The organism is Citrobacter sp. CK195 (assembly GCF_030333365.1).
Classification (GTDB): Bacteria; Pseudomonadota; Gammaproteobacteria; order Enterobacterales; family Enterobacteriaceae; genus Citrobacter_B; species Citrobacter_B koseri.
Window position 1 is genome coordinate 157,453 of the sequence record NZ_JAOWGB010000021.1, and the last position, 26,310, is coordinate 183,762.

General features: G+C 50.3%; 24 protein-coding genes. 12 read left to right on the forward strand and 12 right to left on the reverse strand.

Annotated elements, in window-relative coordinates; all coding sequences use genetic code 11:
- Positions 1-16: 16 nt before the first annotated feature.
- The 7 genes from OGX93_RS03920 to OGX93_RS03950 form a co-directional block, all read right to left on the reverse strand.
- The gene (locus OGX93_RS03920; protein WP_047463600.1) at positions 17-886 is read right to left on the reverse strand and encodes an aldo/keto reductase family oxidoreductase; all 870 of its coding nucleotides are present in this window, start codon (positions 884-886) and stop codon (positions 17-19) included.
- A 117-nt stretch (positions 887-1,003) separates the two neighbouring features.
- Positions 1,004-1,327: a YdbL family probable chaperone protein gene (locus OGX93_RS03925; RefSeq protein WP_024130313.1), complete on the reverse strand. Its 324-nt coding sequence runs from the start codon at positions 1,325-1,327 to the stop codon at positions 1,004-1,006.
- A 7-nt stretch (positions 1,328-1,334) separates the two neighbouring features.
- Positions 1,335-1,517 (reverse strand): YnbE family lipoprotein, encoded by a 183-nt coding sequence (locus tag OGX93_RS03930; protein WP_012132311.1) that lies wholly within the window; start codon positions 1,515-1,517, stop codon positions 1,335-1,337.
- Positions 1,514-4,153 carry a YdbH family protein gene (locus tag OGX93_RS03935; protein ID WP_286449554.1) on the reverse strand — a complete coding sequence of 880 codons (2,640 nt, stop codon included), beginning with the start codon at positions 4,151-4,153 and terminating at the stop codon, positions 1,514-1,516. Before OGX93_RS03935 ends, OGX93_RS03930 begins: the two co-directional genes overlap by 4 nt.
- Positions 4,154-4,497: 344 nt before the next feature.
- On the reverse strand, positions 4,498-4,941 hold the full coding sequence (locus tag OGX93_RS03940) for a DUF417 family protein (protein ID WP_110494236.1): 444 nt from the start codon (positions 4,939-4,941) through the stop codon (positions 4,498-4,500).
- Positions 4,942-4,988: 47 nt separating this feature from the next.
- The gene (locus OGX93_RS03945; RefSeq protein WP_110494235.1) at positions 4,989-5,450 is read right to left on the reverse strand and encodes a helix-turn-helix transcriptional regulator; all 462 of its coding nucleotides are present in this window, start codon (positions 5,448-5,450) and stop codon (positions 4,989-4,991) included.
- A 48-nt stretch (positions 5,451-5,498) separates the two neighbouring features.
- Entirely contained in the window at positions 5,499-6,521 is a 1,023-nt protein-coding gene (locus OGX93_RS03950; protein WP_286449555.1) for a YadA-like family protein, read from the reverse strand.
- Positions 6,522-7,979: 1,458 nt separating this feature from the next.
- On the opposite strand from OGX93_RS03950, the gene ldhA reads away from it, so the two are divergent.
- On the forward strand, positions 7,980-8,969 hold the full coding sequence (gene ldhA, locus OGX93_RS03955) for a D-lactate dehydrogenase (RefSeq protein WP_012132304.1): 990 nt from the start codon (positions 7,980-7,982) through the stop codon (positions 8,967-8,969).
- A 113-nt stretch (positions 8,970-9,082) separates the two neighbouring features.
- Positions 9,083-9,505 (forward strand): heat shock protein HslJ, encoded by a 423-nt coding sequence (hslJ, locus tag OGX93_RS03960; protein WP_012132303.1) that lies wholly within the window; start codon positions 9,083-9,085, stop codon positions 9,503-9,505.
- Here hslJ and OGX93_RS03965 read toward each other — a convergent pair.
- Complete coding sequence (locus OGX93_RS03965) at positions 9,502-9,768, reverse strand: putative hemolysin (RefSeq protein WP_286449556.1); 267 nt, start codon at positions 9,766-9,768, stop codon at positions 9,502-9,504. The two genes, hslJ and OGX93_RS03965, sit on opposite strands and share 4 nt — an antisense overlap.
- Positions 9,769-10,043: 275 nt before the next feature.
- Here OGX93_RS03965 and nifJ point away from each other — a divergent pair, with 275 nt between their 5' ends.
- The 5 genes from nifJ (at position 10,044) to ttcA (ending at position 17,081) form a co-directional block, all read left to right on the forward strand.
- Positions 10,044-13,568 (forward strand): pyruvate:ferredoxin (flavodoxin) oxidoreductase, encoded by a 3,525-nt coding sequence (gene nifJ, locus OGX93_RS03970; RefSeq protein WP_115181609.1) that lies wholly within the window; start codon positions 10,044-10,046, stop codon positions 13,566-13,568.
- A 364-nt stretch (positions 13,569-13,932) separates the two neighbouring features.
- Positions 13,933-15,057, forward strand: a complete 1,125-nt coding sequence (ompC, locus tag OGX93_RS03975) for a porin OmpC (protein ID WP_104868624.1) — start codon at positions 13,933-13,935, stop codon at positions 15,055-15,057.
- A gap of 141 nt (positions 15,058-15,198) precedes the next feature.
- On the forward strand, positions 15,199-15,417 hold the full coding sequence (locus tag OGX93_RS03980) for a KTSC domain-containing protein (RefSeq protein WP_012132297.1): 219 nt from the start codon (positions 15,199-15,201) through the stop codon (positions 15,415-15,417).
- A 75-nt stretch (positions 15,418-15,492) separates the two neighbouring features.
- Entirely contained in the window at positions 15,493-15,927 is a 435-nt protein-coding gene (gene uspF / locus OGX93_RS03985; protein WP_012132296.1) for a universal stress protein UspF, read from the forward strand.
- A 218-nt stretch (positions 15,928-16,145) separates the two neighbouring features.
- Positions 16,146-17,081 (forward strand): tRNA 2-thiocytidine(32) synthetase TtcA, encoded by a 936-nt coding sequence (gene ttcA, locus OGX93_RS03990; RefSeq protein ID WP_012132294.1) that lies wholly within the window; start codon positions 16,146-16,148, stop codon positions 17,079-17,081.
- An 81-nt stretch (positions 17,082-17,162) separates the two neighbouring features.
- Here the strand turns inward: ttcA and dbpA are convergent, their stop codons facing one another.
- The 3 genes from dbpA to zntB all read right to left on the reverse strand — a co-directional run bounded on the left by dbpA (position 17,163) and on the right by zntB (position 20,007).
- Positions 17,163-18,536, reverse strand: coding sequence for an ATP-dependent RNA helicase DbpA (dbpA, locus tag OGX93_RS03995; RefSeq protein WP_115609282.1), 1,374 nt, complete (start codon positions 18,534-18,536; stop codon positions 17,163-17,165).
- Between the two features lie 29 nt (positions 18,537-18,565).
- Positions 18,566-18,748 carry a proline-rich small protein YnaL gene (ynaL, locus tag OGX93_RS04000; protein ID WP_072025335.1) on the reverse strand — a complete coding sequence of 61 codons (183 nt, stop codon included), beginning with the start codon at positions 18,746-18,748 and terminating at the stop codon, positions 18,566-18,568.
- A 275-nt stretch (positions 18,749-19,023) separates the two neighbouring features.
- Positions 19,024-20,007, reverse strand: coding sequence for a zinc transporter ZntB (zntB, locus tag OGX93_RS04005; protein WP_012132292.1), 984 nt, complete (start codon positions 20,005-20,007; stop codon positions 19,024-19,026).
- A gap of 537 nt (positions 20,008-20,544) precedes the next feature.
- Between zntB and OGX93_RS04010 the strand changes: the two genes are divergently transcribed.
- Positions 20,545-21,777, forward strand: a complete 1,233-nt coding sequence (locus OGX93_RS04010; RefSeq protein WP_114847872.1) for a sensor domain-containing diguanylate cyclase — start codon at positions 20,545-20,547, stop codon at positions 21,775-21,777.
- A 40-nt stretch (positions 21,778-21,817) separates the two neighbouring features.
- Here OGX93_RS04010 and smrA read toward each other — a convergent pair whose 3' ends face one another.
- Positions 21,818-22,381: a DNA endonuclease SmrA gene (gene smrA, locus OGX93_RS04015; RefSeq protein WP_012132289.1), complete on the reverse strand. Its 564-nt coding sequence runs from the start codon at positions 22,379-22,381 to the stop codon at positions 21,818-21,820.
- A gap of 521 nt (positions 22,382-22,902) precedes the next feature.
- Between smrA and ogt the strand changes: the two genes are divergently transcribed.
- From ogt to uspE, 4 genes are all read left to right on the forward strand, one after another.
- A complete protein-coding gene (gene ogt, locus OGX93_RS04020; RefSeq protein WP_110494227.1) occupies positions 22,903-23,418 on the forward strand; it encodes a methylated-DNA--[protein]-cysteine S-methyltransferase in 516 nt (171 codons plus the stop codon).
- A 194-nt stretch (positions 23,419-23,612) separates the two neighbouring features.
- On the forward strand, positions 23,613-24,365 hold the full coding sequence (gene fnr, locus OGX93_RS04025) for a fumarate/nitrate reduction transcriptional regulator Fnr (protein ID WP_003020397.1): 753 nt from the start codon (positions 23,613-23,615) through the stop codon (positions 24,363-24,365).
- A 511-nt stretch (positions 24,366-24,876) separates the two neighbouring features.
- Positions 24,877-25,080: a putative selenium delivery protein YdfZ gene (ydfZ, locus tag OGX93_RS04030; RefSeq protein ID WP_024130312.1), complete on the forward strand. Its 204-nt coding sequence runs from the start codon at positions 24,877-24,879 to the stop codon at positions 25,078-25,080.
- A gap of 259 nt (positions 25,081-25,339) precedes the next feature.
- Positions 25,340-26,290, forward strand: a complete 951-nt coding sequence (gene uspE / locus OGX93_RS04035; protein ID WP_199972051.1) for a universal stress protein UspE — start codon at positions 25,340-25,342, stop codon at positions 26,288-26,290.
- Positions 26,291-26,310: the final 20 nt, after the last annotated feature.

Here is a 26,310-nt window from a genome sequence, read left to right on the forward strand (position 1 = left end):
GGCCGGATAACCTCCATCAGGCATTCATGCCATTCAGCACCGCAAGAACCTCATCCGAAAGTTGCAAATCCCCTGCCGCCATATTTTCACGCAAATGCGTCACTGACGACGTTCCCGGAATTAACAGGATATTGGCTGAACGTTGTAGCAACCATGCCAGCGCAACCTGCATTGGCGTCGCATTCAGGCTGGCGGCAACGTCGGAGAGCGTTGATGACTGCAACGGCGTAAACCCGCCCAGCGGGAAGAACGGCACATAAGCGATACCCTCGCCCGCCAGCGCGTCAATGAGTGCGTCATCCTGGCGATGGGCGATATTGTACTCATTCTGCACGCAAACAATTTCGGCAATCTTCCTCGCCTCAGCCACCTGGTTCGCGGTGACATTGCTCAGACCGATATGCTTCACCAGCCCCTGCTGCTGAAGTTCTGCCAGCACGCTAAAACTCTCTTCGATAGATCCTTCATGCGGGCCATGACCGTCGCCGAACATAACGCGCAGGTTGACCACATCCAGCACATCAAGTCCGAGATTACGCAGATTATCGTGAACCGCCTGCTTCAGTTCCGCAGGCGAGAAAGCGGGCAACCACGACGCATCTTCCCCGCGACGGGCGCCAATTTTGGTGACGATCGCCAGATCGTCAGGATACGGATGCAGCGCTTCTCGAATGATTTGGTTCGTAACATGCGGGCCGTAAAAATCGCTGGTATCAATGTGATTCACACCCAGCGAAATCGCCTCCCGAAGCACCGTCAGCGCGACGTGACGGTCTCTCGGCGGGCCAAATACACCAGGTCCTGCCAGTTGCATTGCCCCATAGCCCAGCCGTTTTACCTGCCGGGAACCGAGAGAAAACGTCGCTGAATTACCGTGACTTGCCATAACTGCCCCTCTTGCTGAATATCGCTTCGGAGCAGACAGTATAGAAACTTACCCTGCAAATTATCGCGCTTTATCATACAAAACAGAAAATACGTAGAAGCTACGCACTGTTGCCAGTTACTTTTTCAGCCACTTACCGTTAATGCCCTGCACATACTCACCCGGCTTTGCACGGTCGACCAGCTTTTGTCCGGCCATTTTCGCCACCTCATCCACCGGAATCTGATGGCTTTTCGCCAGCTGTTGATAACTGGCGCTACGCTCTTTATTAATCTCGCTGACGAGCGAGCGCGTTTCTGGATCGGTTGCCAGCGCCACCAGATAACCATTAAGCGTTTCCCCCACTCGCCCTTGCGTTCTTGCTTCGCTCAGGGTCAACGCGATGGCGTTGCAGCTCAATAAACTCAGGATAAGAACGGTCGCTCTAAGCTGTTTTTTCATCATGACCTCAGAACAAATCACTGCGTGACTTCAATAAACTTTCCACGTCCTTATCAACCTTGATATGAATTTCATGCTCAATTTTGACGTTCATATTGATGGTGATCGGTTCCTTCGGCGCTGCAACTTCAATACGCGGCGTACAGCCCGCCAGTAAGAAGAGCGCCAGCATGGCAATCATCGTTTTCATTGTTGTTCCTCACATTCCTTGCCTTCCGGGCAACGGGTTTCCGGCAACGCGGTGTTTTGTTCAAGCCATGCCTGTAAGTTGTCGCCAAAACGCAAACTGCGCCAGAGCGTAAAGACATTTTCTTCATGGGTATAGTTCAGGTTAACCGTGCCGACTTTACCGTCCACATGGCTTTTACCCGTGACCGTCGCCTGCATGGTCAGCACGCCCAGATTGTCCAGATTAATCTTCGTCCACGAACGGGCAATCTCCATATAGCGTAGCCAGTTGATTGCCGCGCCTGCCGCCATATTGTCTTTGACGACCGCATCGGCGGTATCTTTATCGATACGCAGCGTCATCGGGCCTGGATTGGTTAACCAGCCGTCTTTAATGATCCATTTTTCATTGCTCAGCCACAGCGGAAGCGCGCCGCTAACCGGGCCGGACATCGCAAATTGTTTGGGATTCACCGCGCTGATCAGTTCGCTGGAAGAGACATTTTGCACCCGCAGCAGTGCCGGATCGTGCTGTGGCATACGCAGCTGTTTCATTATGATTTTGCCGCCCAGCACATCCACGCTCACGTCACTCAGCAATAAAGGATTCTCTTCGCTCCACGGATAACCTCCCTGGAGATCGGCCGTGATATTTTTCGCGGTGACCTGGTTTACCACCTCTGCGATGCGTAATGACACCGGCCCGCGCGTCCCCAGTTGCCAGGCGCCCTGACTGAAACGGAACGGCAACACAAAATCGACGCCGTTGATTTGGTTATCCGGCATCCAGGCGCTACCGCCTTTCAGTACGCCGTGTCCACCCGCTTCGAACCCCTGATCCTCTGCGGCGGAAAAAGCCACCTGCGCGTACAGTTCGCCTGCGCGCAAATTCATTTTCCAGTCAGGAGGCAGCAAGGGCTGGAAGACCGTAACCGACTGTTTTGGCCACCAGGCCTGCCCGCGTAAACGAATGCCGTCCCAGCGCCCATTTACCCGCACTGGCCCAATCGCCCCGGCATGCAGGTCGCCTTTGAACTGGAATACCGTTGGGTCCGTTCCTTCAACGCTGAATTTGAGCGTTGACGGCGGTAAGACGCTGCCGCCGGTGAACACGGTATTGCCCGCATCCAGCGATAACGCGCCGCTGAAGGTCGGGTTCCCGGCATCACGAACCCACACGATCGGTTTATCCAGCATCAGGCGCGGAGACGCCACCGTCATCGTGCCGTATTGCAGTTGATTGAATCCGGTGGACAGGTCGGTAAGCGTGATGGTGTTGTCGTGCCATTCTCCTTTCCCGGCGACATCCCAACCGGCGTTCATCGGGGTGAAGCTGCCCTCGCCCCAGTAGCGCCACTGCCAGCGCCCCGCATCGGGAAGAAAATCATTCGCCAGCCCATCAAGATGCAGGACAAAGTCGCCCATCTTATTTTCGTGCGCGCGTAAAATTGCCTGTAATCGGCCATCAACTCCGCGTTGAGTGACTTTTACGCCAGCCAGCGGCCAGCGAATTTCGTCAATATCCAGAGAGTCAATCACCCGGCCACGAGAACGCAACAGCGCGCCGGGTTCAAAGGTCAGTTGTGGATCGGCCAGACTGCCGGTGAGCTGTGTCGGCAGTACCGCATAAAAGATCAGATCGTCCTGTTTCGCTTCACCGGTTAAACGCAAGGGCATGTCGCTGTTATCCATACTCAGCTTGCCTGGCCCAATCGTCAGCACCGCATTGCCTTTACCCGCATCGCCTTGCGTCAGAACATTCAACCGGCCGCTTATCACCGCATTTTCAAGACCTGCCTGCCAGTTATCAATGTTGATCCCCAGACGTCCGCTCAGCGGAAAGCCCTGATACGGCCAGTTCCAGCGTCCATCGCTGATGGCAAGTTGCTGGCGAGTAACCTGCCAGGGGAGATCGAGCAGCGGCTCCAGGTTACCGCGCGCCATGACGATCAGCTGTCCGGTGTTGTCCCGCCACTCCAGTTCCGCATCTACCAGCGACGGTTCCTGCGGCAGGCTCAGCGTTGCGACGGCGTGTCCGTTCACCGGCAGCCCGTCCGGCACCAGAGGCAGCGTAAATTCCCCTTCCAGTTTTACAGGGGGCTGATTTTCGAAGGCGCTCACCTCCAGTTGGCTGACGGTGAAGTTTTGCCCGTGCAGCCGCCCCTGAAAGTTGACCTTCTCGCCCTGATAACGAATCTGTTGGAGGGCTGGCGTCAACGAAAGCGACAATTTCCCCTGCCATTCCTGCCAGGGAGAAAGAATAAGCCTGTCGATATTAACCCAGGTATTAGGCAGCATAGACTGCCATTCTGCGAGCGTGCGCGGCGCCGCGGGCGATGGTTCAGATTCAGGGAGTTTTGCCAGACAGGCGGAGTCCAGTTCAAGCGTACCGATATTCAGCTGCCAGCGGCTGGGATGGGTGAGTTCCGCGCCGCTCATGCGTGCTAACGGGCAGTCCTCCACCAGATAACGCAGCTCCGGGATATGCAGGCCGTGGCGCGTAAGTTTCGGGCTTTCATCCAGCGCGATACGCGTACCAACCGGTAACCAGATGCCCGCCAGCGTAGGAAGCCACAGGCCAAGCGTCATGAGCAGCATTAACGGTATAAGGATCAATAATAAAAGTAGCGCGAGAACGGCTTTGTATTTACCCTTCATGGGTAGTTAATATCCTGATTTAGCAAAAATTAAGCCGGTAAGGCCCGTATTGTGGCATGTTTGGGCGCTCAGTTGAAGGCGTCGCCCTCACTAAGGATAGATGTTCTGCCGCGACCCAACAATTTTGAGGTCGTCTTAGAAATGATAAAGTTGATGATATAACAGAGCGTTAGTATCCGATCCTTCTGCCATCTCACCATGATGGCGCACATCCGCAGTCAGGCAAACATTTTGTACTGAATTAACTCAGTCTCCTGATTTATTACGGAAAACAGAGGCGCAGAGGACTGACCATTTGCAGATCCTCTGCCTGGGCTCACATTCCTGCCATCCTGTAGCAGCGTTTATACCCGGTATGTTCCATTCCTGAATGCCAGATACCGGGTAAGGTCATATTTCAGCAAAACTGCGCCAGCGCCAATCAAGAGAACATCCTTGATAATGAAGCTGTCAATTTTCCCCAGTTGTGGCAGCAGGCTCAGAGTCGTTACTCCTGTAGTGATAACAATGAGATCGCCTGGTATGCCAACACCAGGTCGGGCGAAGCCAATGATCAACGCAAGAAATGTAATGGTTTCCATAACGCCAAGGAAATAACTTCCCCCGTGGACACCAAAAATCAAATACAGAATATTGAGCCATGTTGATGAAATCAGAGGCTCCAGGGCCATAACTTCAAAGTCAAACCATTTATAAGTACCAAACAACATAAATACACCGATAACGCTCAGGCGAAGAATGACGATATCGTAATCTGAGCGAATGAATCGATTAATGAAATTCTTCATTCATATTCTCCGGGAAGATAATAATGAGATGCCAGCCAGATTTTATCTCAGATGAGAAATATCAGTTCAAAAAAAGCATTCCGATCAATGCCGTTACTTTTAAATGGCAGGTGCATTCCATTTTTTAAGCCAATTTTTTTCTTGATATTGTAAATATGCGAATATACTGTTTTCTTACTTCGACCTCTCACCCTGGCGATTTGCTCTACACTAAAGTGTTTATAGTATAAAAGGAAAGCGATAATTCTTTCATTATGTGTTAATGATTTACCTTGATCACTCAAACAAGATCCATGCTTCATATTGCAAGGCTCTGACTTGCAGGCAAGGTAAAAATCATACCCGAAGAAAAGTATGCTCATGAGTCCGGCGAACTCATTATCACAGATAATAAAGTACGTTTCTTTTTTGCTGTTAAAATGTTCAACGCCAAGTGCCTCACACGAGTTGAATAATACTTCAGCGCCTTGCTGAAAATAAAAATCATGCGTCGCGATGATAATTTTCATTATTGCTCCATGAGCAGGGAGTAAAATACCCCCTACTGTAAGCTTTAATCAGAACTCCAGACTAATACCCGTGTTCCATGAAACGGAATCTCCACCGGCCGCAACTGCCATTTTACCTGCAACATTGTCTGTAAAGCGGTAGCCGATCCCAACGGCTACTGCCTGCTTATCTGAATATCCTCCCAATGCCGCAGTAGCATTAAATTTACCCACGCTATAAGGCTGGAATAAACCTGCAAGCGCCGCATTCTGAGCTGCACTTTCACGAATTTCTTTGCGGTTGTTAGATATCTGTTTTTGCAGACCATTCATTCTGTCTGTCGCCATTTTTTGCCAGGATTCATGAAGATCTAAACGGCGACTATTCTTACTGGCCGCAGACTGGTTAGCATTGATTTTTCCAGATAAATATTTGCTGGTCTGAGAAAGCTCGCCACGAACAGCTTCCGTATTGTTGTCTATACGCGCATAAGCATCCCTTTTGACACTGCCGATTTCGCCGCGCAGGGAATCACCCTGCTGCTTAAGCTCGCCACGCACGGCTTTTGCATTACTGTCGGCCCGTGCGTAGGCATCCCTTTTGGCGCTGCCGATTTCACCACGCAGGGAATCACCCTGCTGCTTAAGCTCGCCACGCACGACTTTCGCATTATTGTCAGCCTGTGCAATTGCATCAGCTTTGGCCTGGCCGATTTCGCCGCGCAGAACATCCTTTTGTTCATCCAGTTCTTTATTAACCTTCCCAACGCTTACGGTCACGTCCTGTTTCACCGTATTTATTGCGTCCCGCTGTGAAGCCAGCGAGCGATTTTGAGCATTAATTTGTTCATTAATATAATTTTTCGTCGTATTTGCAGCATCATTTACACGCCCATTTACATATCTAACCACCTCGTTTCGATAATTCTCCCCTTTTTGAGAAAGAGATCGGGCTAATTCGATCAGTTCATTATTTAGTTCTCCCCTGGTAATTGTTTTGTTGGGATCGATCTGCTCTTCTGCCCAACTGATATTGCTTAGAGCACCAAACAAAACCACACCTAACATAGAGGCCATAACATTCTTATGCATGTAAACACCCTTAAATTAAAATTAGGAACAATTTTTATCTATTGCAGAAATAAACAGACTCAACCAGAGAACAACAATCTGGAATTCGCCATCTTTTGCGTAGGAAGTTTTCAATCAACCAGACTTGCCTGATTCCAACTTTTAAATTAATTGCTATCATCTCTCGACTGAAGCCAGAAAGTATTAGTGCAAGAACACTTTTAGACAGCTTCGATAACCTCCCGGAAGAAAGTCGCGCATGTGTTATTTCATTAAGTAAAGGTACTGTATCCGTAAGATATGCTGTATCCTGAACAGATTCTTTCCTTAGTAAAACGGGAGGAAGAAAATAAATTACACGCTGTATTGTTTTCTCGTGGTGTTTTACACCGCTTCTCCCTTCAATAGTGAAGTAGTTAAAAAACTCAGCAATGGTCTCATCCACAGGCAAAAAATAGCCATGCTTAAATATCAATGCTGCGCACGGGTAACACTCCCGAACATGCAGCCAGAAACTCAAAAATAAAGACGGCCGCCCATATATTACGACAGTAGCTGAAGGATACCTGTGAAGCTGCTCCAGTAGACTACATGTAGAGCAGGCATTTTCAGTTATTGAAATTGGTTTATTCAATAAGGTTATCTTGCTTACTGTACCAGGCTTATTCATCGACAGATTCATCGCGTACATTTTTATTCCATTAAAAAGTCGCTACGATACTGCGCGCAGTCATAATAACACCTCCAACTTAACTTAGCCGGATAAGACAGGATTTAACATGCTGTGTTGTTAATAGTATGTATTAAGTTACGGCAATATCACCCCTCCACTCTTGTTTGTATTAAACGTGTTAATAAAAATCACGAGGATTCAAGTTAAAATAACAAAACTAATTTCTTGGTTAAATTATGCTTATTTGGAATCCTTTGACAATCCCTTGATAAACGGGATAACAGGAGCATATCAACGCCTGTTTAAATAAGTGCAAAAAATAAAAGGGAAATTACTGCTGGTCACACCAGACAGGACAATTGGTGAAATTTACAGAAATGTGATAAACATCACAGCAAATGAAAAAGTGCATTAAATTCATCATGGAATGGAGCGATGAGCGGAGCAATTATCAATTTTTGTCAATCAATTGAAGCGATAGGTTATTTCGTATGAAAGTGAGGGTTTGCAGGTTATGTCTGTCGGTTGTTCGACGTTACGAACGTCTATCAGCCTGATTCGCTACAGAAAGGATACGTCAGTCTGTGGAAGAGTAACTGACCCACTGATAAGGCGTGGGTTCAGAATGACCGAAAGGGAAATATGTGTTAAAGAAAGTTGTTTAATTTTAGTATGATAGGTGCCTTAAGAAGAGATGTTCTAAAATTATTCATTATGTCATGGTCACGCCTATCAATTATTTTTTAAATTTTGTAAGATAATTTTAATTGATTCAATGTTATTCCACCATCGCTGGAGAAAGTCTTATGAAACTCGCTGTTTACAGTACAAAGCAGTACGACAAGAAGTACCTGCAACATGTTAACGAGTCCTTTGGTTTTGAACTTGAATTTTTTGACTTTCTGCTGACTGAAAAAACGGCAAAAACCGCCAACGGTTGCGAGGCGGTATGCATCTTCGTTAACGACGACGGCAGCCGCCCGGTTCTGGAAGAGCTGAAAAAGCACGGCGTAAAATACATTGCGCTGCGTTGCGCTGGCTTCAATAACGTCGATCTGGACGCCGCAAAAGAGCTGGGTCTGCAAGTCGTGCGCGTCCCGGCCTATTCTCCTGAAGCCGTCGCCGAACATGCGATTGGTATGATGATGACGCTGAACCGTCGCATTCATCGCGCTTATCAACGTACCCGTGATGCAAACTTTTCACTGGAAGGCCTGACCGGTTTTACCATGCACGGTAAAACGGCTGGCGTGATCGGGACGGGCAAGATCGGCGTCGCCGCGCTGCGTATTCTGAAAGGTTTTGGTATGCGACTGCTGGCGTTTGATCCTTACCCAAGCGCCGCCGCGCTGGAGCTTGGCGTGGAGTATGTCGATCTGCCGACGCTGTTTGCGGAGTCTGATGTCATTTCTCTGCATTGCCCGCTGACAGCTGAAAACTACCATTTGCTTAATCATGCCGCGTTTGATCAGATGAAAAACGGGGTGATGGTGATCAACACCAGTCGTGGGGCGTTGATTGATTCGCAGGCGGCAATTGAAGCGCTGAAAAACCAGAAGATTGGCTCACTGGGGATGGATGTCTATGAAAACGAACGCGATCTGTTCTTTGAGGACAAGTCCAACGATGTGATTCAGGATGACGTATTCCGTCGTCTGTCTGCCTGCCATAACGTGCTATTCACCGGGCACCAGGCTTTCCTGACCGCGGAAGCGTTGACCAGCATCTCGGAAACCACTCTGCAAAATCTGGAACAGCTCTCAAAAGGTGAAACCTGCCCGAACGCCCTGTTCTGACCCTTCTGCTCCCCTGCGTTCAGGGGAGCACTTTCAGATAATCCCCGATGATATACCAGGCTATATCATTACAATTATGAATGATTTCCCGTCAGCAAATGTAGAGAGTTTTAATGAAGAAGATCGTCGCACTGGTTGCACTCAGCATGCTTATGGCAGGCTGCGTCAGCAATGGAAAAGTCTCCGTTAACCGTGATCAGCTACAGCATCACCGTTTTGTTCTGGAGAGTGTAAACGGAAAACCAGTCGCTGCGGGTAAGAACGCCCCGGAGTTAAGCTTCGGTGAAAAAATGACGGTTTCTGGCCGCATGTGCAACCGCTTCAGCGGCCAGGGCAAGCTGTCTGATGGCGAGCTGAAAGTCAAAGACATGGCGATGACGCGTATGATGTGCGCCGACCCGCAGTTAAATGAACTGGATCACACCATTAGCGCGATGCTCAAACAAGGCGCGCAGGTCGACTTAACGGCTAACCAGTTGACGCTGGCGACCGCAGAACAAACGCTGATGTTCCGACTGGCTGATTTAGTGCATTAATAGCTGCCGCAGCTTCCAGCGGCGAGCGACTGTTCACTACAGCGTTTGCCGTTGGGTAATGCGCACATGCCGATCGCCGACCCGTCAAGCTGACGGGCAACAGAGAGCGACCCGCCAATCATGGCGCAGTTAGCGTCCCCGGAACTGGACATTGCCGCCTTTAACCCCGGCGCAACATGCGCTGCCGTCGCCTGCTGAACAGGCTCATTACTACAGGCCGACAATAATAACGCGGCACACCCCACTAAAAACGCTGCGCGCATCTCTCTCCCCTCTGAACGTTAGCCAAAACGACACCGCCATAAATAATAGGCAGGTAGCCCTGCGTCGTCGAGAGGCAAACTGCCCATTTATGCGGTTCATTGACATTTTTTAGCAATTTTTTTGCCCTCTCTTTGATCAAATCATTCATTCCCTCTATTCCAGGGACACAAAAGCGAAAATGGTAGAGATCGGGGTTTGCTAAAATAGAGGAATAACTATCAGGGCCCGCCGATGTTTCGCGAGTCCCTCTTTTTGTGCAATGTAAGGGTGTCATATGATCACTATTGACGGTAATGGCGCGGTTGCTTCGGTCGCATTCCGTACCAGCGAAGTTATCGCCATCTACCCAATTACGCCCAGTTCGACAATGGCTGAGCAGGCGGATGCCTGGGCCGGAAACGGGCTTAAGAACGTCTGGGGCGATACCCCTCGCGTCGTAGAAATGCAGTCGGAAGGCGGCGCCATCGCCACCGTTCACGGGGCATTACAGACCGGCGCGCTCTCGACCTCATTTACCTCATCTCAGGGCCTGCTGCTGATGATCCCAACGTTGTACAAACTGGCGGGACAGCTCACGCCGTTTGTACTCCACGTCGCCGCACGCACCATTGCTACTCATGCCTTGTCTATTTTTGGCGATCACTCTGATGTGATGGCGGTTCGCCAGACCGGCTGCGCCATGCTGAGCGCCGGTAGCGTTCAGGAAGCGCAGGATTTCGCGCTCATTTCGCAGATTGCCACGCTGAAAAGCCGCGTGCCATTTATTCATTTCTTTGATGGTTTCCGTACCTCGCATGAAATCAATAAAATTGTGCCGCTGGCAGATGACACCATTCTGAAACTGATGCCGCAGGCTGAAATTGACGCGCACCGCTCCCGCGCGCTCAATCCTGAACATCCGGTGATTCGCGGCACGTCTGCCAACCCGGATACCTACTTCCAGTCCCGTGAAGCCACGAACCCGTGGTACAACGCGGTTTATGACCACGTTGAACAGGCAATGAATGATTTCGCCGGGGCCACCGGTCGCCAGTACAAGCCGTTTGAATACTATGGCCACCCGCAGGCGGAACGCGTCATTATTCTGATGGGTTCCGCAATCGGCACCTGTGAGGAAGTGGTGGACGAGCTGCTGGCGCGCGGCGAAAAAGTGGGCGTACTGAAAGTCCGTCTGTTCCGTCCGTTCTCAGCAAAACATTTATTACAGGCGCTGCCGGAAACCGTACGTACCGTCGCCGTACTGGATCGCACCAAAGAGCCTGGCGCACAGGCCGAACCGCTGTATCTGGATGTGATGACCGCGCTGGCGGAGGCATTCAACAGCGGCGAGAGAGAAACCTTACCGCGCGTGATCGGCGGGCGCTATGGCCTCTCTTCAAAAGAGTTTGGCCCCGATTGCGTGCTGGCTGTTTTCAACGAACTGGCGAGCGCCAGACCCAAATCCCGCTTCACGGTTGGCATCTATGATGATGTCACTAATCTGTCTCTGCCCCTGCCGGAAAACACCCTGCCCGGTACAGCGAAACTGGAAGCGCTATTTTACGGTCTGGGCAGCGACGGCAGCGTTTCTGCAACCAAAAACAACATCAAGATTATTGGTAACTCCACGCCGTGGTATGCACAGGGTTACTTTGTCTATGACTCGAAGAAAGCTGGCGGGCTGACGGTCTCTCACCTGCGCGTCAGCGAGCAGCCGATTCGTTCCGCTTATCTGGTGGCGCAGGCTGATTTTGTCGGCTGCCACCAGTTGCAGTTTATTGATAAGTATCAGATGGCGGAACGTCTGAAACCAGGCGGTATTTTCCTGCTCAATACGCCGTACAACGCAGATGAAGTCTGGGCACGTCTGCCGCAGGAAGTTCAGGCGGTGCTGAACCAGAAAAAAGCGCGGTTCTTTGTGATTAACGCGGCTAAAATCGCCCGCGAATGCGGGCTGGCGGCACGTATTAATACCGTGATGCAGATGGCCTTCTTCCACCTGACGCAGATTCTGCCTGGCGATAGCGCGCTGGCGGAATTACAGGGGGCGATAGCGAAAAGCTACAGCAGTAAAGGTCAGGAGCTGGTTGAGCGTAACTGGCAGGCGCTGGCGCTGGCTCGCGAATCGGTAACAGAAGTTCCGTTGCAGGCGGTGGACCCGCACAGCGCAAATCGTCCTCCGGTGGTGTCTGACGCAGCGCCCGATTTCGTTAAAACGGTTACAGCCGCCATGCTCGCCGGGCTTGGTGACGCCCTGCCCGTTTCGGCGTTGCCGCCAGACGGCACCTGGCCGATGGGGACGACCCGTTGGGAAAAACGCAATATCGCCGAAGAGATCCCTATCTGGAAAGAAGAGCTGTGTACCCAGTGTAACCACTGTGTCGCCGCCTGCCCGCACTCGGCGATCCGCGCTAAAGTGGTTTCGCCGGAAGCAATGGAGAACGCCCCGGCCAGCCTGCACTCGCTGGATGTGAAATCACGCGATATGCGTGGTCAGAAATACGTGTTGCAGGTGGCGCCGGAAGACTGCACGGGTTGTAACCTGTGTGTTGAAGTTTGCCCGGCGAAAGACCGCCAGAACCCTGAAATCAAGGCCATCAATATGATGTCCCGCCTTGAACATGTCGAAGAAGAAAAAGTGAATTATGACTTCTTCCTCAATCTGCCGGAAATCGACAAGAGCAAGCTGGAGCGTATTGATATTCGCACCTCTCAGTTGATCACGCCGCTGTTCGAATACTCCGGCGCCTGCTCCGGTTGTGGTGAAACGCCGTATATCAAGCTGCTGACCCAGCTGTATGGCGACCGCATGTTAATTGCCAACGCGACCGGCTGTTCTTCTATTTATGGCGGTAATCTGCCTTCAACGCCTTACACCACCGATGCCAACGGTCGCGGCCCTGCATGGGCGAACTCGCTGTTTGAAGATAACGCCGAATTCGGTCTGGGCTTCCGCCTGACGGTTGATCAACATCGCGTGCGCGTCATGCGCCTGCTGGAACAGTTCGCCGATCGCATCCCAACGGATTTAAACGACGCATTGCACGCCGAAGCGACGCCGGAAGTTCGTCGTGAACAGGTCGCCGCATTACGCCAGCATCTGAAAGATGTCGACGGCGCGCATGAACTGTTAACCGATGCCGATGCGCTGATTGAGAAATCAATCTGGCTGATTGGCGGTGACGGCTGGGCCTACGATATTGGCTTTGGCGGTCTGGATCATGTGCTGAGCCTGACCGAGAACGTCAATATTCTGGTTCTGGACACGCAGTGTTATTCCAATACCGGCGGACAGGCGTCGAAAGCGACGCCGCTTGGCGCGGTCACGAAGTTTGGCGAACACGGCAAGCGCAAAGCGCGTAAGGATCTGGGTGTGAGCATGATGATGTACGGTCATGTGTATGTCGCGCAGATCTCGCTGGGCGCGCAGTTAAACCAGACGGTGAAAGCAATCCAGGAAGCGGAAGCGTATCCGGGGCCATCGCTGATCATTGCCTACAGCCCATGTGAAGAACACGGCTACGACCTGGCGCTGAGCCACGATCAGATGCGTCAGTTAACGGCTACCGGCTTCTGGCCACTGTACCGCTTTGACCCGCGTCGCGCCGATGAGGGTAAACTGCCGCTGGCGCTGGACTCCCGTCCACCGTCAGACGCGCTGGCAGAGACGCTGCTCAACGAGCAACGCTTCCGCCGTCTGAATGCACAGCAGCCAGACGTTGCTGAACAGCTCTGGAAGGATGCGACGGCGGATCTGCAAAAACGCTATGACTTCCTTGCTCAACTGGCAGGTAAAGCGGAAAAGAGCGGTGCTGAATAATACGGCTGTTTGAGTATTCGTCAGAACGAAAAAAAGCCCGAACCAAGGTTCGGGCTTGTCAATTCATTCGCTGGAAGATCAGTACTTATCGCAATGGCCCAACGAAAAAAGCAAAATGTGACAATAAAGGCATATAACCCGCGCAGAATATCGCAACAAATTTAAATTGTATAATTTTTATTTTATATGTTTTATTAAAAAACATTCATGTCAATTATCATCGTTTCTGTAGAATTATTTAATTAAGATTTTACTTAAGACGTAACAATTCATATTTATCTCTTTACGGAACTTCTCCTTTAGCATGATTTCACTTCCCTTATGGGGAGTCACAGGTAAATAAAAAAACTAAAGGGTTATTTCAATGAAAAGAAAAGTACTGGCTCTCGTAATCCCTGCCCTGTTAGCAGCAGGCGCGGCCCACGCCGCTGAAGTTTATAATAAAGACGGCAATAAATTAGATCTCTATGGCAAAGTAGACGGTCTGCATTATTTCTCTGATGACGCAAATTCTGACGGCGATCAAACATACATGCGTATGGGTTTCAAGGGTGAAACTCAGGTTAACGATATGATCACGGGTTACGGCCAGTGGGAATATCAGGTTCAGGCTAACGGTACCGAAGGTGATAAAGGTGACTCCTGGACTCGTCTGGCATTCGCAGGTATTAAAGTCGGTGACTATGGTTCATTCGACTACGGCCGTAACTACGGCGTACTGTACGACGTGGAAGGCTGGACCGATATGCTGCCAGAATTCGGCGGCGACTCTTATACCAAAGCAGACAACTTCATGACCGGTCGTGCTAACGGCGTAGCAACCTACCGTAATACCGACTTCTTCGGTCTGGTGGATGGTCTGAGCTTTGCGCTGCAATATCAGGGGGCGAATGAAAACCAGGTTACCAACGAGCAGGAAGGTACGGGCAACGGCGGCGACCGCGATGTGAAAAACTCCAACGGTGACGGCTTCGGTATCTCCTCAACTTACGATCTGGGTATGGGCGTCAGCTTCGGTGCGGCATATACCACTTCCGACCGAACGAATCAGCAAGCAAATCACTCTACTGCTGGCGGTGATAAAGCAGATGCGTGGACTGCTGGCCTGAAATATGACGCTAACAACATCTATCTGGCGACCATGTATTCTGAAACCCGTAATATGACTCCTTACGGTGGCTCAAACGGCAGTGATAACACCATTGCCAACAAAACCCAGAACTTTGAAGTTACAGCGCAGTACCAGTTCGACTTCGGTCTGCGTCCTGCCGTATCTTTCCTGATGTCTAAAGGTAAGGATCTGGCCGGCGGTGAAGATAAAGACCTGGTTAAATATGCTGACGTAGGCGCGACCTACTACTTCAACAAAAACTTCTCCACTTATGTTGATTACAAAATCAACCTGCTGGATGAAGACGACAGCTTCTACACTCGCAACGATATGTCTACTGACGACGTCGTTGCTCTGGGTATGGTTTACCAGTTCTAAGTCCGTCAGCCCGCTGGCAACGGCGGGCTTTTCTCATAACAACAGTGTTTTATCTATACTAAAACAATATATTTGTTGCGCTAAAACTCTCCATTGATAGATGATATATTGCATAAAGATCTGCTGTAGAGGACGCCGGCAATGAACCATCATCCCGTTAAATCATCCCGTATTGCATCCGTCGGCTATGACGAAACCTCCAGCACGCTGGAAATTCGTTTTCATCGAACCGGTACTCTGCAATATCTCGGCGTCCCGTCGCGTATTTTTCGTGATTTTCTTGTCGTGGTTTCTAAAGGCCGCTTTTATGACGGCGTGATCAAAGGGAAATTTCCAGAGCAGAAACCAAACTCACGCTAAAATGTGACTCCTGTCATTGTACATAAAGTGCCATTAAGGGTTAAACTTTAATCGGATACTTAAACAGGAGGTTTTATGAGCAGAACGATTCTTGTGCCCATCGATATTTCAGATTCAGAATTAACTCAACGCGTTATCACCCATGTTGAAGCCGAGGCAAAAATAGATGACGCAGAGGTCCATTTCCTGACCGTTATTCCGTCACTGCCCTATTACGCCTCTTTAGGCCTGGCCTACTCAGCAGAGTTACCGGCTATGGACGATCTGAAAGCCGAAGCAAAATCTCAACTGGAAGAGATTATCAAGAAGTTCAGTATTCCTGCCGACAGAGTACAGATTCATATCGCGGAAGGTTCTCCGAAAGATAAAATTCTGGAAATGGCTAAAAAATTACCGGCAGACATGGTGATTATTGCTTCTCACCGCCCGGACATCACCACGTATCTGCTGGGCTCCAACGCCGCAGCGGTCGTACGCCATGCCGAATGTTCCGTCCTAGTGGTTCGCTAAACGCATCAGCCCGCACGCCGTTGCGGGCTTTTCATATCCACTTTTCAACCCTGCACGCTTACCTGCAACCTGAGGTATAACGGGTATAAATGTGCTGACATTCTTCTCGCCAATCCGTACCATACACGCCACAGTTTTTATATCAGATTTCTTTTGCCGGTCTTTCCGGCGTGATGCATACTTTTCTGATGCCACACAATGAATTGAGCCTCTATTAAATGTCGCAAAATCAAGATATTAGCAAGAAAGAACAGTACAACCTGAACAAATTACAAAAGCGTCTGCGTCGTAACGTGGGCGAAGCGATTGCTGACTTCAATATGATCGAAGAAGGCGATCGCATCATGGTGTGCCTTTCCGGTGGGAAAGACAGCTATACCATGCTGGAAATTCTGCGTAATTTGCAGCAAAGCGCACCCGTCAACTTTTCACTGGTCGCCGTTAACCTTGACCAGAAGCAACCGGGTTTTCCCGAACACATTCTGCCGGAATATCTTGAGAACCTGGGCGTAGAGTATAAGATCGTTGAAGAAAACACCTATGGGATCGTTAAAGAGAAAATTCCTGAAGGCAAAACGACCTGCTCTCTGTGCTCCCGACTGCGCCGCGGTATTCTCTATCGCACCGCAACAGAACTGGGTGCAACCAAAATTGCGTTAGGCCACCACCGCGACGATATTCTGCAAACGTTATTCCTGAACATGTTCTACGGCGGGAAAATGAAAGGGATGCCGCCGAAGCTGATGAGCGATGACGGCAAACACATCGTTATCCGCCCGCTGGCCTACTGCCGCGAGAAAGATATTGAGCGTTTTTCAGAAGCCAAAGCGTTCCCTATTATTCCGTGCAACCTGTGCGGGTCGCAGCCAAACCTGCAACGCCAGGTCATCGCCGACATGCTGCGCGACTGGGATAAGCGTTATCCAGGGCGTATTGAAACCATGTTCAGCGCGATGCAGAACGTGGTGCCTTCTCATCTGAGCGATATTAATCTTTTTGATTTCAAAGGCATTAATCATGATTCCGACGTAGTAGACGGTGGTGATTTAGCCTTTGACCGCGAAGAGATCCCTCTGCAACCCGCAGGCTGGCAGCCAGAGGAAGACGATAACCAACTGGATGAACTGCGTCTGAACGTCGTGGAAGTGAAGTAATTTCTGACTCAGCCGGATGGCGACGTAAACGTCTTATCCGGCCTACGATGCGCATAAGCACCTGTAGGCCGGAACGGGCATTTATTTCAATAAACGAACCCGACAGCTCTTCCCTTTTATCTTTCCGTTCTGCAATTGCTTCCAGGCTTTCTGCGCCACAGGCTGGCGAACCGCCACATAAACGTGGGCCGGATGTACGGTAATTTTGCCAATATCAGCGCCATCCAGACCAATATCTCCCGTTAACGCTCCCAGCACGTCGCCCGGGCGCATTTTTGCTTTTTTACCGCCATCAATGCACAGCGTCGCCATTTCAGCTTCCAGCGGTACAACCGGAACGTTGCCCGGCGGCGTCAGCCAGTTCAGTTTAAGCTGCAACATTTCAGACAGAATATTGGCGCGCTGCGCCTCTTCCGGCGCGCAAAAACTGATCGCCAGACCGCTGTTGCCTGCACGGGCGGTACGACCAATACGGTGTACGTGAACTTCCGGGTCCCACGCCAGCTCGAAGTTTACGACCAGCTCCAGCGACTTGATATCCAGCCCACGCGCGGCGACGTCCGTCGCTACCAGTACGCGCGCGCTGCCGTTTGCAAAACGAACCAGCGTCTGGTCACGATCGCGCTGCTCAAGGTCGCCATGCAGCGATAATGCGCTCTGCCCGACAGAATTGAGCGCATCACAAACCGCCTGACAATCTTTTTTGGTATTACAGAAAACAACGCATGACGCAGGCTGATGCTGGCTCAGCAGCTTTTGCAGCAGCGGGATTTTCCCCTGCGAAGATGTTTCAAAAAACTGCTGCTCGATAGATGGCAACGCATCCACCGAATCAATTTCAATCGTCAGTGGATTTTGCTGAACCCGACCGCTGATCGCCGCGATGGCCTCAGGCCAGGTGGCGGAAAACAGCAGAGTCTGACGGCGTGACGGCGCAAAGCGAATCACCTCGTCAATGGCGTCGCTAAAGCCCATATCCAGCATCCTGTCGGCTTCATCCATCACCAGCGTTTGCAGGGCATCCAGAGAAATGGTGCCTTTTTGCAGATGGTCAAGCAGGCGACCCGGCGTCGCGACAATAATATGCGGCGCATGCTGGAGAGAGTCTCGCTGCGCGCCGAAAGGTTGCCCGCCGCACAACGTCAGGATTTTGGTATTAGGCAGAAAACGCGCCAGACGACGCAGCTCCCCTGCCACCTGATCGGCCAGTTCGCGCGTAGGACAAAGCACCAGCGACTGGGTCTGGAACAGACTGGCATCAATATGCTGTAAAAGCCCGAGACCAAATGCAGCCGTTTTTCCGCTGCCGGTTTTTGCCTGCACGCGCACATCTTTTCCGGCCAGGATCGCCGGTAACGCAGCGGCCTGGACAGGCGTCATCTCAAGATAACCCAACTCGTTAAGATTCTCGAGTTGGGCGGCAGGCAGGACATTCAGAGTAGAAAAAGCGGTCACAATTTAATCTCGCGGTAAAAGACACACAATCAGCAGGCGCGTATCCTCGCAGATCTCCGCTCTTGATGCGACAATTTAATCGGTTCTTCATCCGGCGGCGGATCTGGCATAGGTTGTGGGCGCGGGATAGGATCGGGAATCGGCACCGGATCGGTTGGTACGGAATCCGACTGGCGCGTTTGCATTTGCAACAACGTGAACAGGCTGGTCATATTACCCTCCGGTCATACAGATTGACTCTTTTAGGGTAGACGCTGATATCCCGCAGGCAAAAAAAAGCCGACTAATCTAAGTCGGCGTCGTACGAATCAATTGTGCTATGCAGTAATTCAAAAAAGGAAGTAAGACAATATGGAGCGCAACGCCCATCGCTTGACGTTGCATTCACCTGCGAGAGAGATATTGCCCCGAATGGGTAGATTGTTTATTGACTTCGCTCAAATTATGCGGCGTTTTTCTGCTCAAAGGACGATGAAAAGCGTTGTTGTTACAACCATTTACTACGATGCAACCATAAGGTAACACCACCAATCAGGACAACTAACAGAATACAGAACATAGAAAATCCAAAATGCCATGCGCCGCCCGGAATTCCCCCGAGATTCACGCCGAACAATCCGGTTAAAAATGTGCTGGGCAGAAAGACCATCGCCATCAGCGACATCGTATAGGTTCTGCGCGCTAAGGACTCCTGCATGACTTGCGCAATTTCATCGGCCATCACGCCTGTGCGCGCAATACACGCGTCGATCTCATCCAGCCCCCTTCCCAGACGATCCGCGATATCCTGCATTCGACGACGCTGATCATCATTCATCCAGGCCAGACGCTCGCTTGCCAGTCGCGCATAAACATCACGCTGAGGCGCCATGTATCGACGCATCACAATCAGTTGCTTACGCAGTAACGCCAGGAATCCACGCGGCGGGATCTGCTGATCGAGCAGATTGTCTTCCAGGTCGATAATTTTATCGTGTAATTGCTCGATAAATTCGCTGGCGTGATCCGTCAGGGCGTCACACACGTCGACCAGCCAGCCGCCGCAATCGGACGGGCCAGTCCCTTCCTGCAAGTCGCTAACCACCTCATCAAGCGCCAGAACTTTTCGCTGTCGCGTTGAGACGATAAAACGTTCATCCATATATACACGCATCGCCACTAGCTGGTCAGGGCGTTCATCGGTACTGCCGTTGATGCAGCGTAAGGTGATCAGCGTGCCTTCCCCCATCCGACTGACGCGTGGGCGCGAACTCTCGCCAGCCAGCGCATCGCGTACAGAATTCGGTAACAAAGGCGTCGACGCCAGCCACTGCGCGCTGTCAGGGTGGGTGTAATTGAGATGCAACCAGCAGGGATGCTGGCTGTCGATAATATCGTCATTTTCAAGCGGCTTAATGCCGCCGCGACCATCCAGTAGCCAGGCAAAAACGGCATCCGGCACATTGACTTCCGATCCCTTGATGGCTTCCACAACGCCTCCACATTCATTCAACGCTTTTTCGTTAGTCTAGCCTTCGGCGTATGTTAAGCAATACCTCATTATCCCATTGCGCTGAAATGATTCAGAAAAGTACGATATGGCAGGAAAGGCGCCGGCATCACCGCCGCAAATGTGTTGTGCGAGACAATATGGGGTGTTCAACGGATGATAATTTACTTAATCGAAATTTATGAATTTTAGTCTGTAGATCGATAACCTTGCGTTGCATCATCAGCTTTAATATGTCGTACGGGAAAGGGTTAACCTCTTTCAGAATGATTAGCCTGAGTAATGTTTATATAAGTCGCCATCAACCTTTCTTCCTTTTTACTCGTTCACACTTATATCGACCATTGAAAAAAAACTTATCATTCGTGGATTTGTCCTGGTTCCCTGCTAGATTTATCTGCACGTCTATTGTTGTCTCCCGATTTGTGAAAAAACGCTCCATATCACTGTAAGCTGTTAATAAAAAAGCCATTCACCAATAAACCGGCAACACAGCATGTGAAGATAACGGGATTATCGATGATTGCTCACGAACTCAATGCTCTGGATTTATTAAGTTTTCCTGTCTGGATTGTTTTACCACACACAGAAGAGTTAGTTTTCGCTAATACCGCCGCACGCGAACTGACACAGGAACAGACTTTCAGCCGTCTCAGAAAGGGGATATTTTCAACTTATGCGCAAAATGAACTGCGCATGTACGTTGCTGATTTACACCACCATCACGATATTGTTGAAATTCTGACGGTCTGTCGTGATGGTAAAGAAATCGCCTTAACCTGCCGCCTCTCGGTTAAAACCCTGTCGACGCAGGGAGACGTTATTATTTTTGAAGGCATAGAGACACCCACGGCGCAAGGTCTCAAGGCCAGCCGTTCGGCAAACTATCAGCGTAAAAAACAAGGGTTTTACGCCCGTTTTTTCCTGACGAACTCCGCGCCGATGCTGTTGATAGACCCTTCACGGGACGGTCTGATCGTCGATGCCAATCTGGCCGCACTCAATTTCTATGGCTACAGCCATGAAGCGATGTGCCAGAAACATACATGGGAAATCAACGTATTAGGCCGCCAGATCTTACCCGTTATGCATGAGATTGCCCGTCTGCCCGGCGGGCATAAGCCCTTAAACTTCGTCCATAAACTCTCTGACGGCACCACCCGGCACGTACAAACCTATGCGGGTCCCCTTGAGATATACGGCGATAAGCTCATGTTATGTATCATTCATGACATTACCGAGCAAAAACGGCTGGAACAGGAGCTGGAACGCGCTGCCCTGCATGATGCGCTGACCGGCTTACTGAACCGCAGGCAATTTTATCTTCTTACTGAGCAAAACCATACGCCCCATCTGTCGATGACAATGGATTACAGCCTGCTGCTCATCGATACCGATCGCTTCAAAAGCATTAACGATTTATACGGTCATTTGAAAGGCGATGAAGTGCTGTGCGCTCTGGCGCGAACGCTGGAAGCCTGCGCACGTAAAGGCGACCTGGTCTTTCGCTGGGGCGGTGAAGAATTTGTCTTGCTGCTGCCGCGAACCTCGCTGGAGGTTGCGCTTAATCTTGCAGAATCAATACGCGCCGCCGTAGCGAAAGTCTGTATTCCTGGCCTGCCCCGTTTTACCGTCAGCATCGGCGTCGCACGGCACGAATCGAATGAAAGTATTGATGAATTATTTAAGCGGGTGGACGATGCCCTGTACAAAGCCAAAAACGACGGCAGAAATCGGGTGCTGGCGGCGTAATAAACGTCACAGGCTGCCCGTAAGTAGCCTGTGAACACCCTTAACGGCTGCGTTTCGCGTGACGCTCCCAGTTTTCCTGCTTTGCCTGCGCCGTTTTACGCAACGCAACATAACACGCTCCGCTGCCGCCATGATGAGGCAGCGCCGTACAGTAAGCCTGAACGTCGTCAAATTCCGTCAGCCAACGCGCCACATAACTGCGCACAATATTGGCATGCGCGTTATCTTCCCGCCCTTTGCCATGAATGATCAGCACGTTGCGTAAACCATCCTGACGCGCCTGGCAGATGAAGCTAAACAGCATCTTGCGACATTCCTCAACCGGCTGACGAAGCAAATTGAGACTCGCCTGCTGGCTGTATTTTCCCGAACGCAGTTTGTCGAGCACGCCCTGCTGCAACCCTTCCCGGCGAAATTCCAGCGGTTCGCCCAAAGGAAGAATATCCAGAAACCCGGTGGTAAGAAAATTGTCGAGCTGGAGCGTATCGATACGCTGCGGCGCCCGTGAATTGCGTGTGGGCTGCCAGTGTACATCAGCGCAACGTTTCAACGGTTGGACATCCTCCATGGCGTCAAGAAACAGCGTTTTGTCGTCAAGGTTCATGATTCCTCCTCCAGCGCGTTAAGACAGGCACTATCATAACCGCGCGCTATTATACCGACAACGGTTTACAGTTATTTCCAATAAACGACACTGGCTCAATTATCTGGCTATGCGCATCTCACTATTTCATCCCCGGTAAAGCCACGTTTTATCCTGCGTTAACCGACAATTTCAGCGAGGCTTTTGTAAAATCAATTATGCCCTGAAAGTGGAATATCTCTTTTATAGCCGTTATAACTTTATTACCCGCTGAGGGAAAACCAGGCCGGGAAAAGGTTAAGGAAGCACTGCTGTGTAGATTTTAGGGGCTGGCGGATGTCGACAGTCCCTGTTTTTTATTCTCCTGCCGTGCTTCATTTTTTCAGCATCTTTATTTGTTCGCTTTTTCAACAAACAATGACGCTAAACGTATTATGCCCGCTTATCTTTTTAGGGGTATGGTTGCGGATATTGGTCGCATGGTATCTTGTTGAACTGCTGATAAGTCCGGGAATTATCCCGCCTGCAATGAGAGATAACGGATGCTGAGATTACTTGAAGACAATATCACGACCCCGCTGGGGCCGTTATGGGTGATTTGCGATGAGCAATTCCGCCTGCGCGCCGTCGAATGGGAGCAACACAGCGACCGTATGGAACAGCTACTGGACATACATTATCGTTCAGAGGGATACGAGCGCATCGCCGCCAAAAATCCGGGTGGCCTGAGCGATAAGCTCACCGCGTATTTTGAGGGAAATCTCAGCATCATTGATACGCTGGAGACCGCCACCGGGGGAACACCTTTTCAGCGGGAAGTGTGGCAGACGCTGCGCACCATCCCCTGCGGTCAGGTTATGCATTATGGTCAACTTGCCGAAAAATTAGGCCGTCCGGGAGCCGCTCGCGCCGTAGGCGCCGCTAACGGATCTAACCCGGTCAGTATCGTTGTACCCTGCCATCGCGTGATCGGACGCAACGGGACAATGACGGGATATGCTGGCGGCGTGCAGAGAAAAGAGTGGTTATTACGCCATGAAGGGTATCTGCTGCTGTAGAAACCAGGCATTTTGTGCCTTACCCGTCACACTTTGATGTAAAGTAACCACTTATAAAGCATGGGTTTTCAAAGGGATATAAATATTTCTCCTGCTTATGCCTGAATTATCCTCTATTGGGAGTAGCTCAGGCTTACGTGCTCACCAAAAAGATGTTAAAATTGACAAATATCAATTACGGCTTGAGCAGACCTATGATCCCGGAAAAGCGAATTATACGGCGCATTCAGTCTGGCGGTTGTGCTATCCATTGCCAGGATTGCAGTATCAGCCAGCTTTGCATCCCGTTCACACTTAACGAACATGAGCTTGATCAGCTTGATAATATCATCGAGCGTAAAAAGCCTATTCAGAAAGGGCAAACGCTGTTTAAAGCAGGTGATGAACTGAAATCGCTCTATGCTATCCGCTCCGGTACGATTAAAAGCTACACCATTACCGAGCAGGGCGACGAGCAAATCACTGGTTTTCATTTAGCGGGCGACCTGGTCGGCTTTGACGCGATTGGCAGCGGGCACCACCCGAGCTTTGCCCAGGCGCTGGAAACCTCAATGGTATGTGAAATCCCGTTTGAGACTCTGGACGATCTCTCCGGTAAGATGCCTAACCTGCGTCAACAGATGATGCGTCTGATGAGCGGCGAGATCAAAGGCGACCAGGATATGATCCTGTTGCTGTCGAAGAAAAATGCGGAAGAACGTCTGGCAGCCTTTATCTACAATCTGTCCCGTCGTTTTGCCCAGCGCGGTTTCTCTCCGCGTGAATTCCGCCTGACGATGACCCGTGGCGATATCGGTAACTACCTTGGCTTAACGGTCGAAACGATCAGCCGTCTGCTGGGTCGTTTCCAGAAAAGCGGTATGCTGGCGGTGAAAGGTAAATACATCACCATCGAAAACAGCGATGCGCTCGCAGTGCTTGCTGGTCATACTCGCAACGTTGCTTAATCTTTCCGCAAGTAAGTCAGTTATCCTTCTGTTAAATCATTAAATTTTCCTGATTTATTGGTTTGACAGAAGGAATCACACCACGTCAATAAGCTAAAGAAATCTCAAATACGTAGCCATCACTCCAGTTGGACACCACTGGCATGGTTTACGCCCTGCCAGGCCATTTTCGGATTAACCACATTGATTCATCATGCCGGAAAAGTACAATCCGCAGCGGCTGGCAACCGTTCTATATTCATTCGCACTATCGAACGATCGCCAGCTGGCCGCAGTTGCGTTCTTGCATACGACGCAACTGCGGCAACCCTAACACCTTGTCATTTACAATGATTATTGATTTAACTCCCCCCGAAAACTGCGGTTTGGTGGGTATAGAAAAAGTGTGACCTTGATCAAAAACAAAAAAAGATTATGGCAAAGGTGTATTTATATTACGTTCGCTTCTGGACTGCGGCCCGGATTGTTAAGCGAATTTTTTGATACCCAGATATTAAGAGGAGAAATAACCATGATCACTTATGATCGTAACCATAATCCTATTACTAATGGCAGTCGGGTTATGATTAATGGGACGGGCAGAACGGGTAAAATCGTTGCCATACATTCTAACGGGTTAACTCCAGCCCAGTTACGCCGCAACAAAACCGTCGAAGTGGAAGGCTGTGAAGGCCAGTTCGAACCCGTTGAACTGATCCGTCTTGGTTCCCACTAACGATAAGAATGCCGCTATGGCGGCATTCATGAATCAAACAGATTTAATTACAGACTCTACTAAGCCGCTATTTACCCCAGGTATGCCCCGGAAGTCTGATTTTACTGATAGAAATTGTTTACATTCAATACACTGCCCTATAGAACAGCAAATTTTCCTGATTTATTGATCTGGCAGAAGGTTCCCCCCTGTTTCATTCAACATATATGGGTTACTCTTTTAATTACAAACTGCGGTGACAGTTGTAAGGAGACCCTGTATGGCTATGTATCAAAATATGCTGGTGGTCATCGACCCAAACCAGGACGATCAACCCGCATTACGACGCGCTGTTTATTTGCATCAACGGATTGGTGGCAAAATTAAAGCCTTTTTGCCGATCTATGATTTTTCTTATGAAATGACTACCCTGCTCTCGCCTGATGAGCGTACCGCGATGCGTCAGGGCGTCATCAGCCAGCGAACAGCCTGGATACGCGAACAAGCGAAATACTACATCGAAGCAGGTGTTCCCGTTGAGATAAAAGTGGTCTGGCACAACCGTCCCTTTGAAGCCATTATCCAGGAAGTGATCAGCGACGATCACGATCTGGTGCTCAAAATGGCGCACCAGCATGACCGCCTGGAAGCGGTAATCTTTACGCCGACTGACTGGCATTTGTTGCGTAAATGCCCAAGCCCGGTATGGATGGTCAAGGACCAACCGTGGCCTGAAGGCGGTAAAGCGCTGGTGGCCGTGAACCTGGCGAGCGAAGAACCTTATCACAATGCGCTGAATGAAAAGCTGGTCAAAGAAACGCTGCAACTCGCAGAACAGGTGAACCACACCGAAGTCCATCTGGTTGGCGCCTACCCCGTGACGCCCATCAATATCGCAATCGAACTGCCTGAATTTGATCCGAGCGTTTACAACGACGCGATTCGCGGTCAGCATTTGCTGGCGATGAAGGCGCTACGTCAGAAATTCAGCATTGATGAGAAAGTGACGCATGTTGAAAAAGGGTTGCCTGAAGAGGTTATCCCGGATTTAGCCGAGCACCTACAGGCGGGTATTGTTGTACTGGGTACGGTTGGTCGTACCGGGATATCTGCGGCCTTCCTGGGCAATACGGCGGAACAGGTTATCGACCATTTGCGCTGCGATCTGCTTGTCATTAAACCCGATCAGTATCAGACACCGGTCGAACTGGACGACGACGAAGACGATTAAGCCTATTTTCGTGCCGGGTA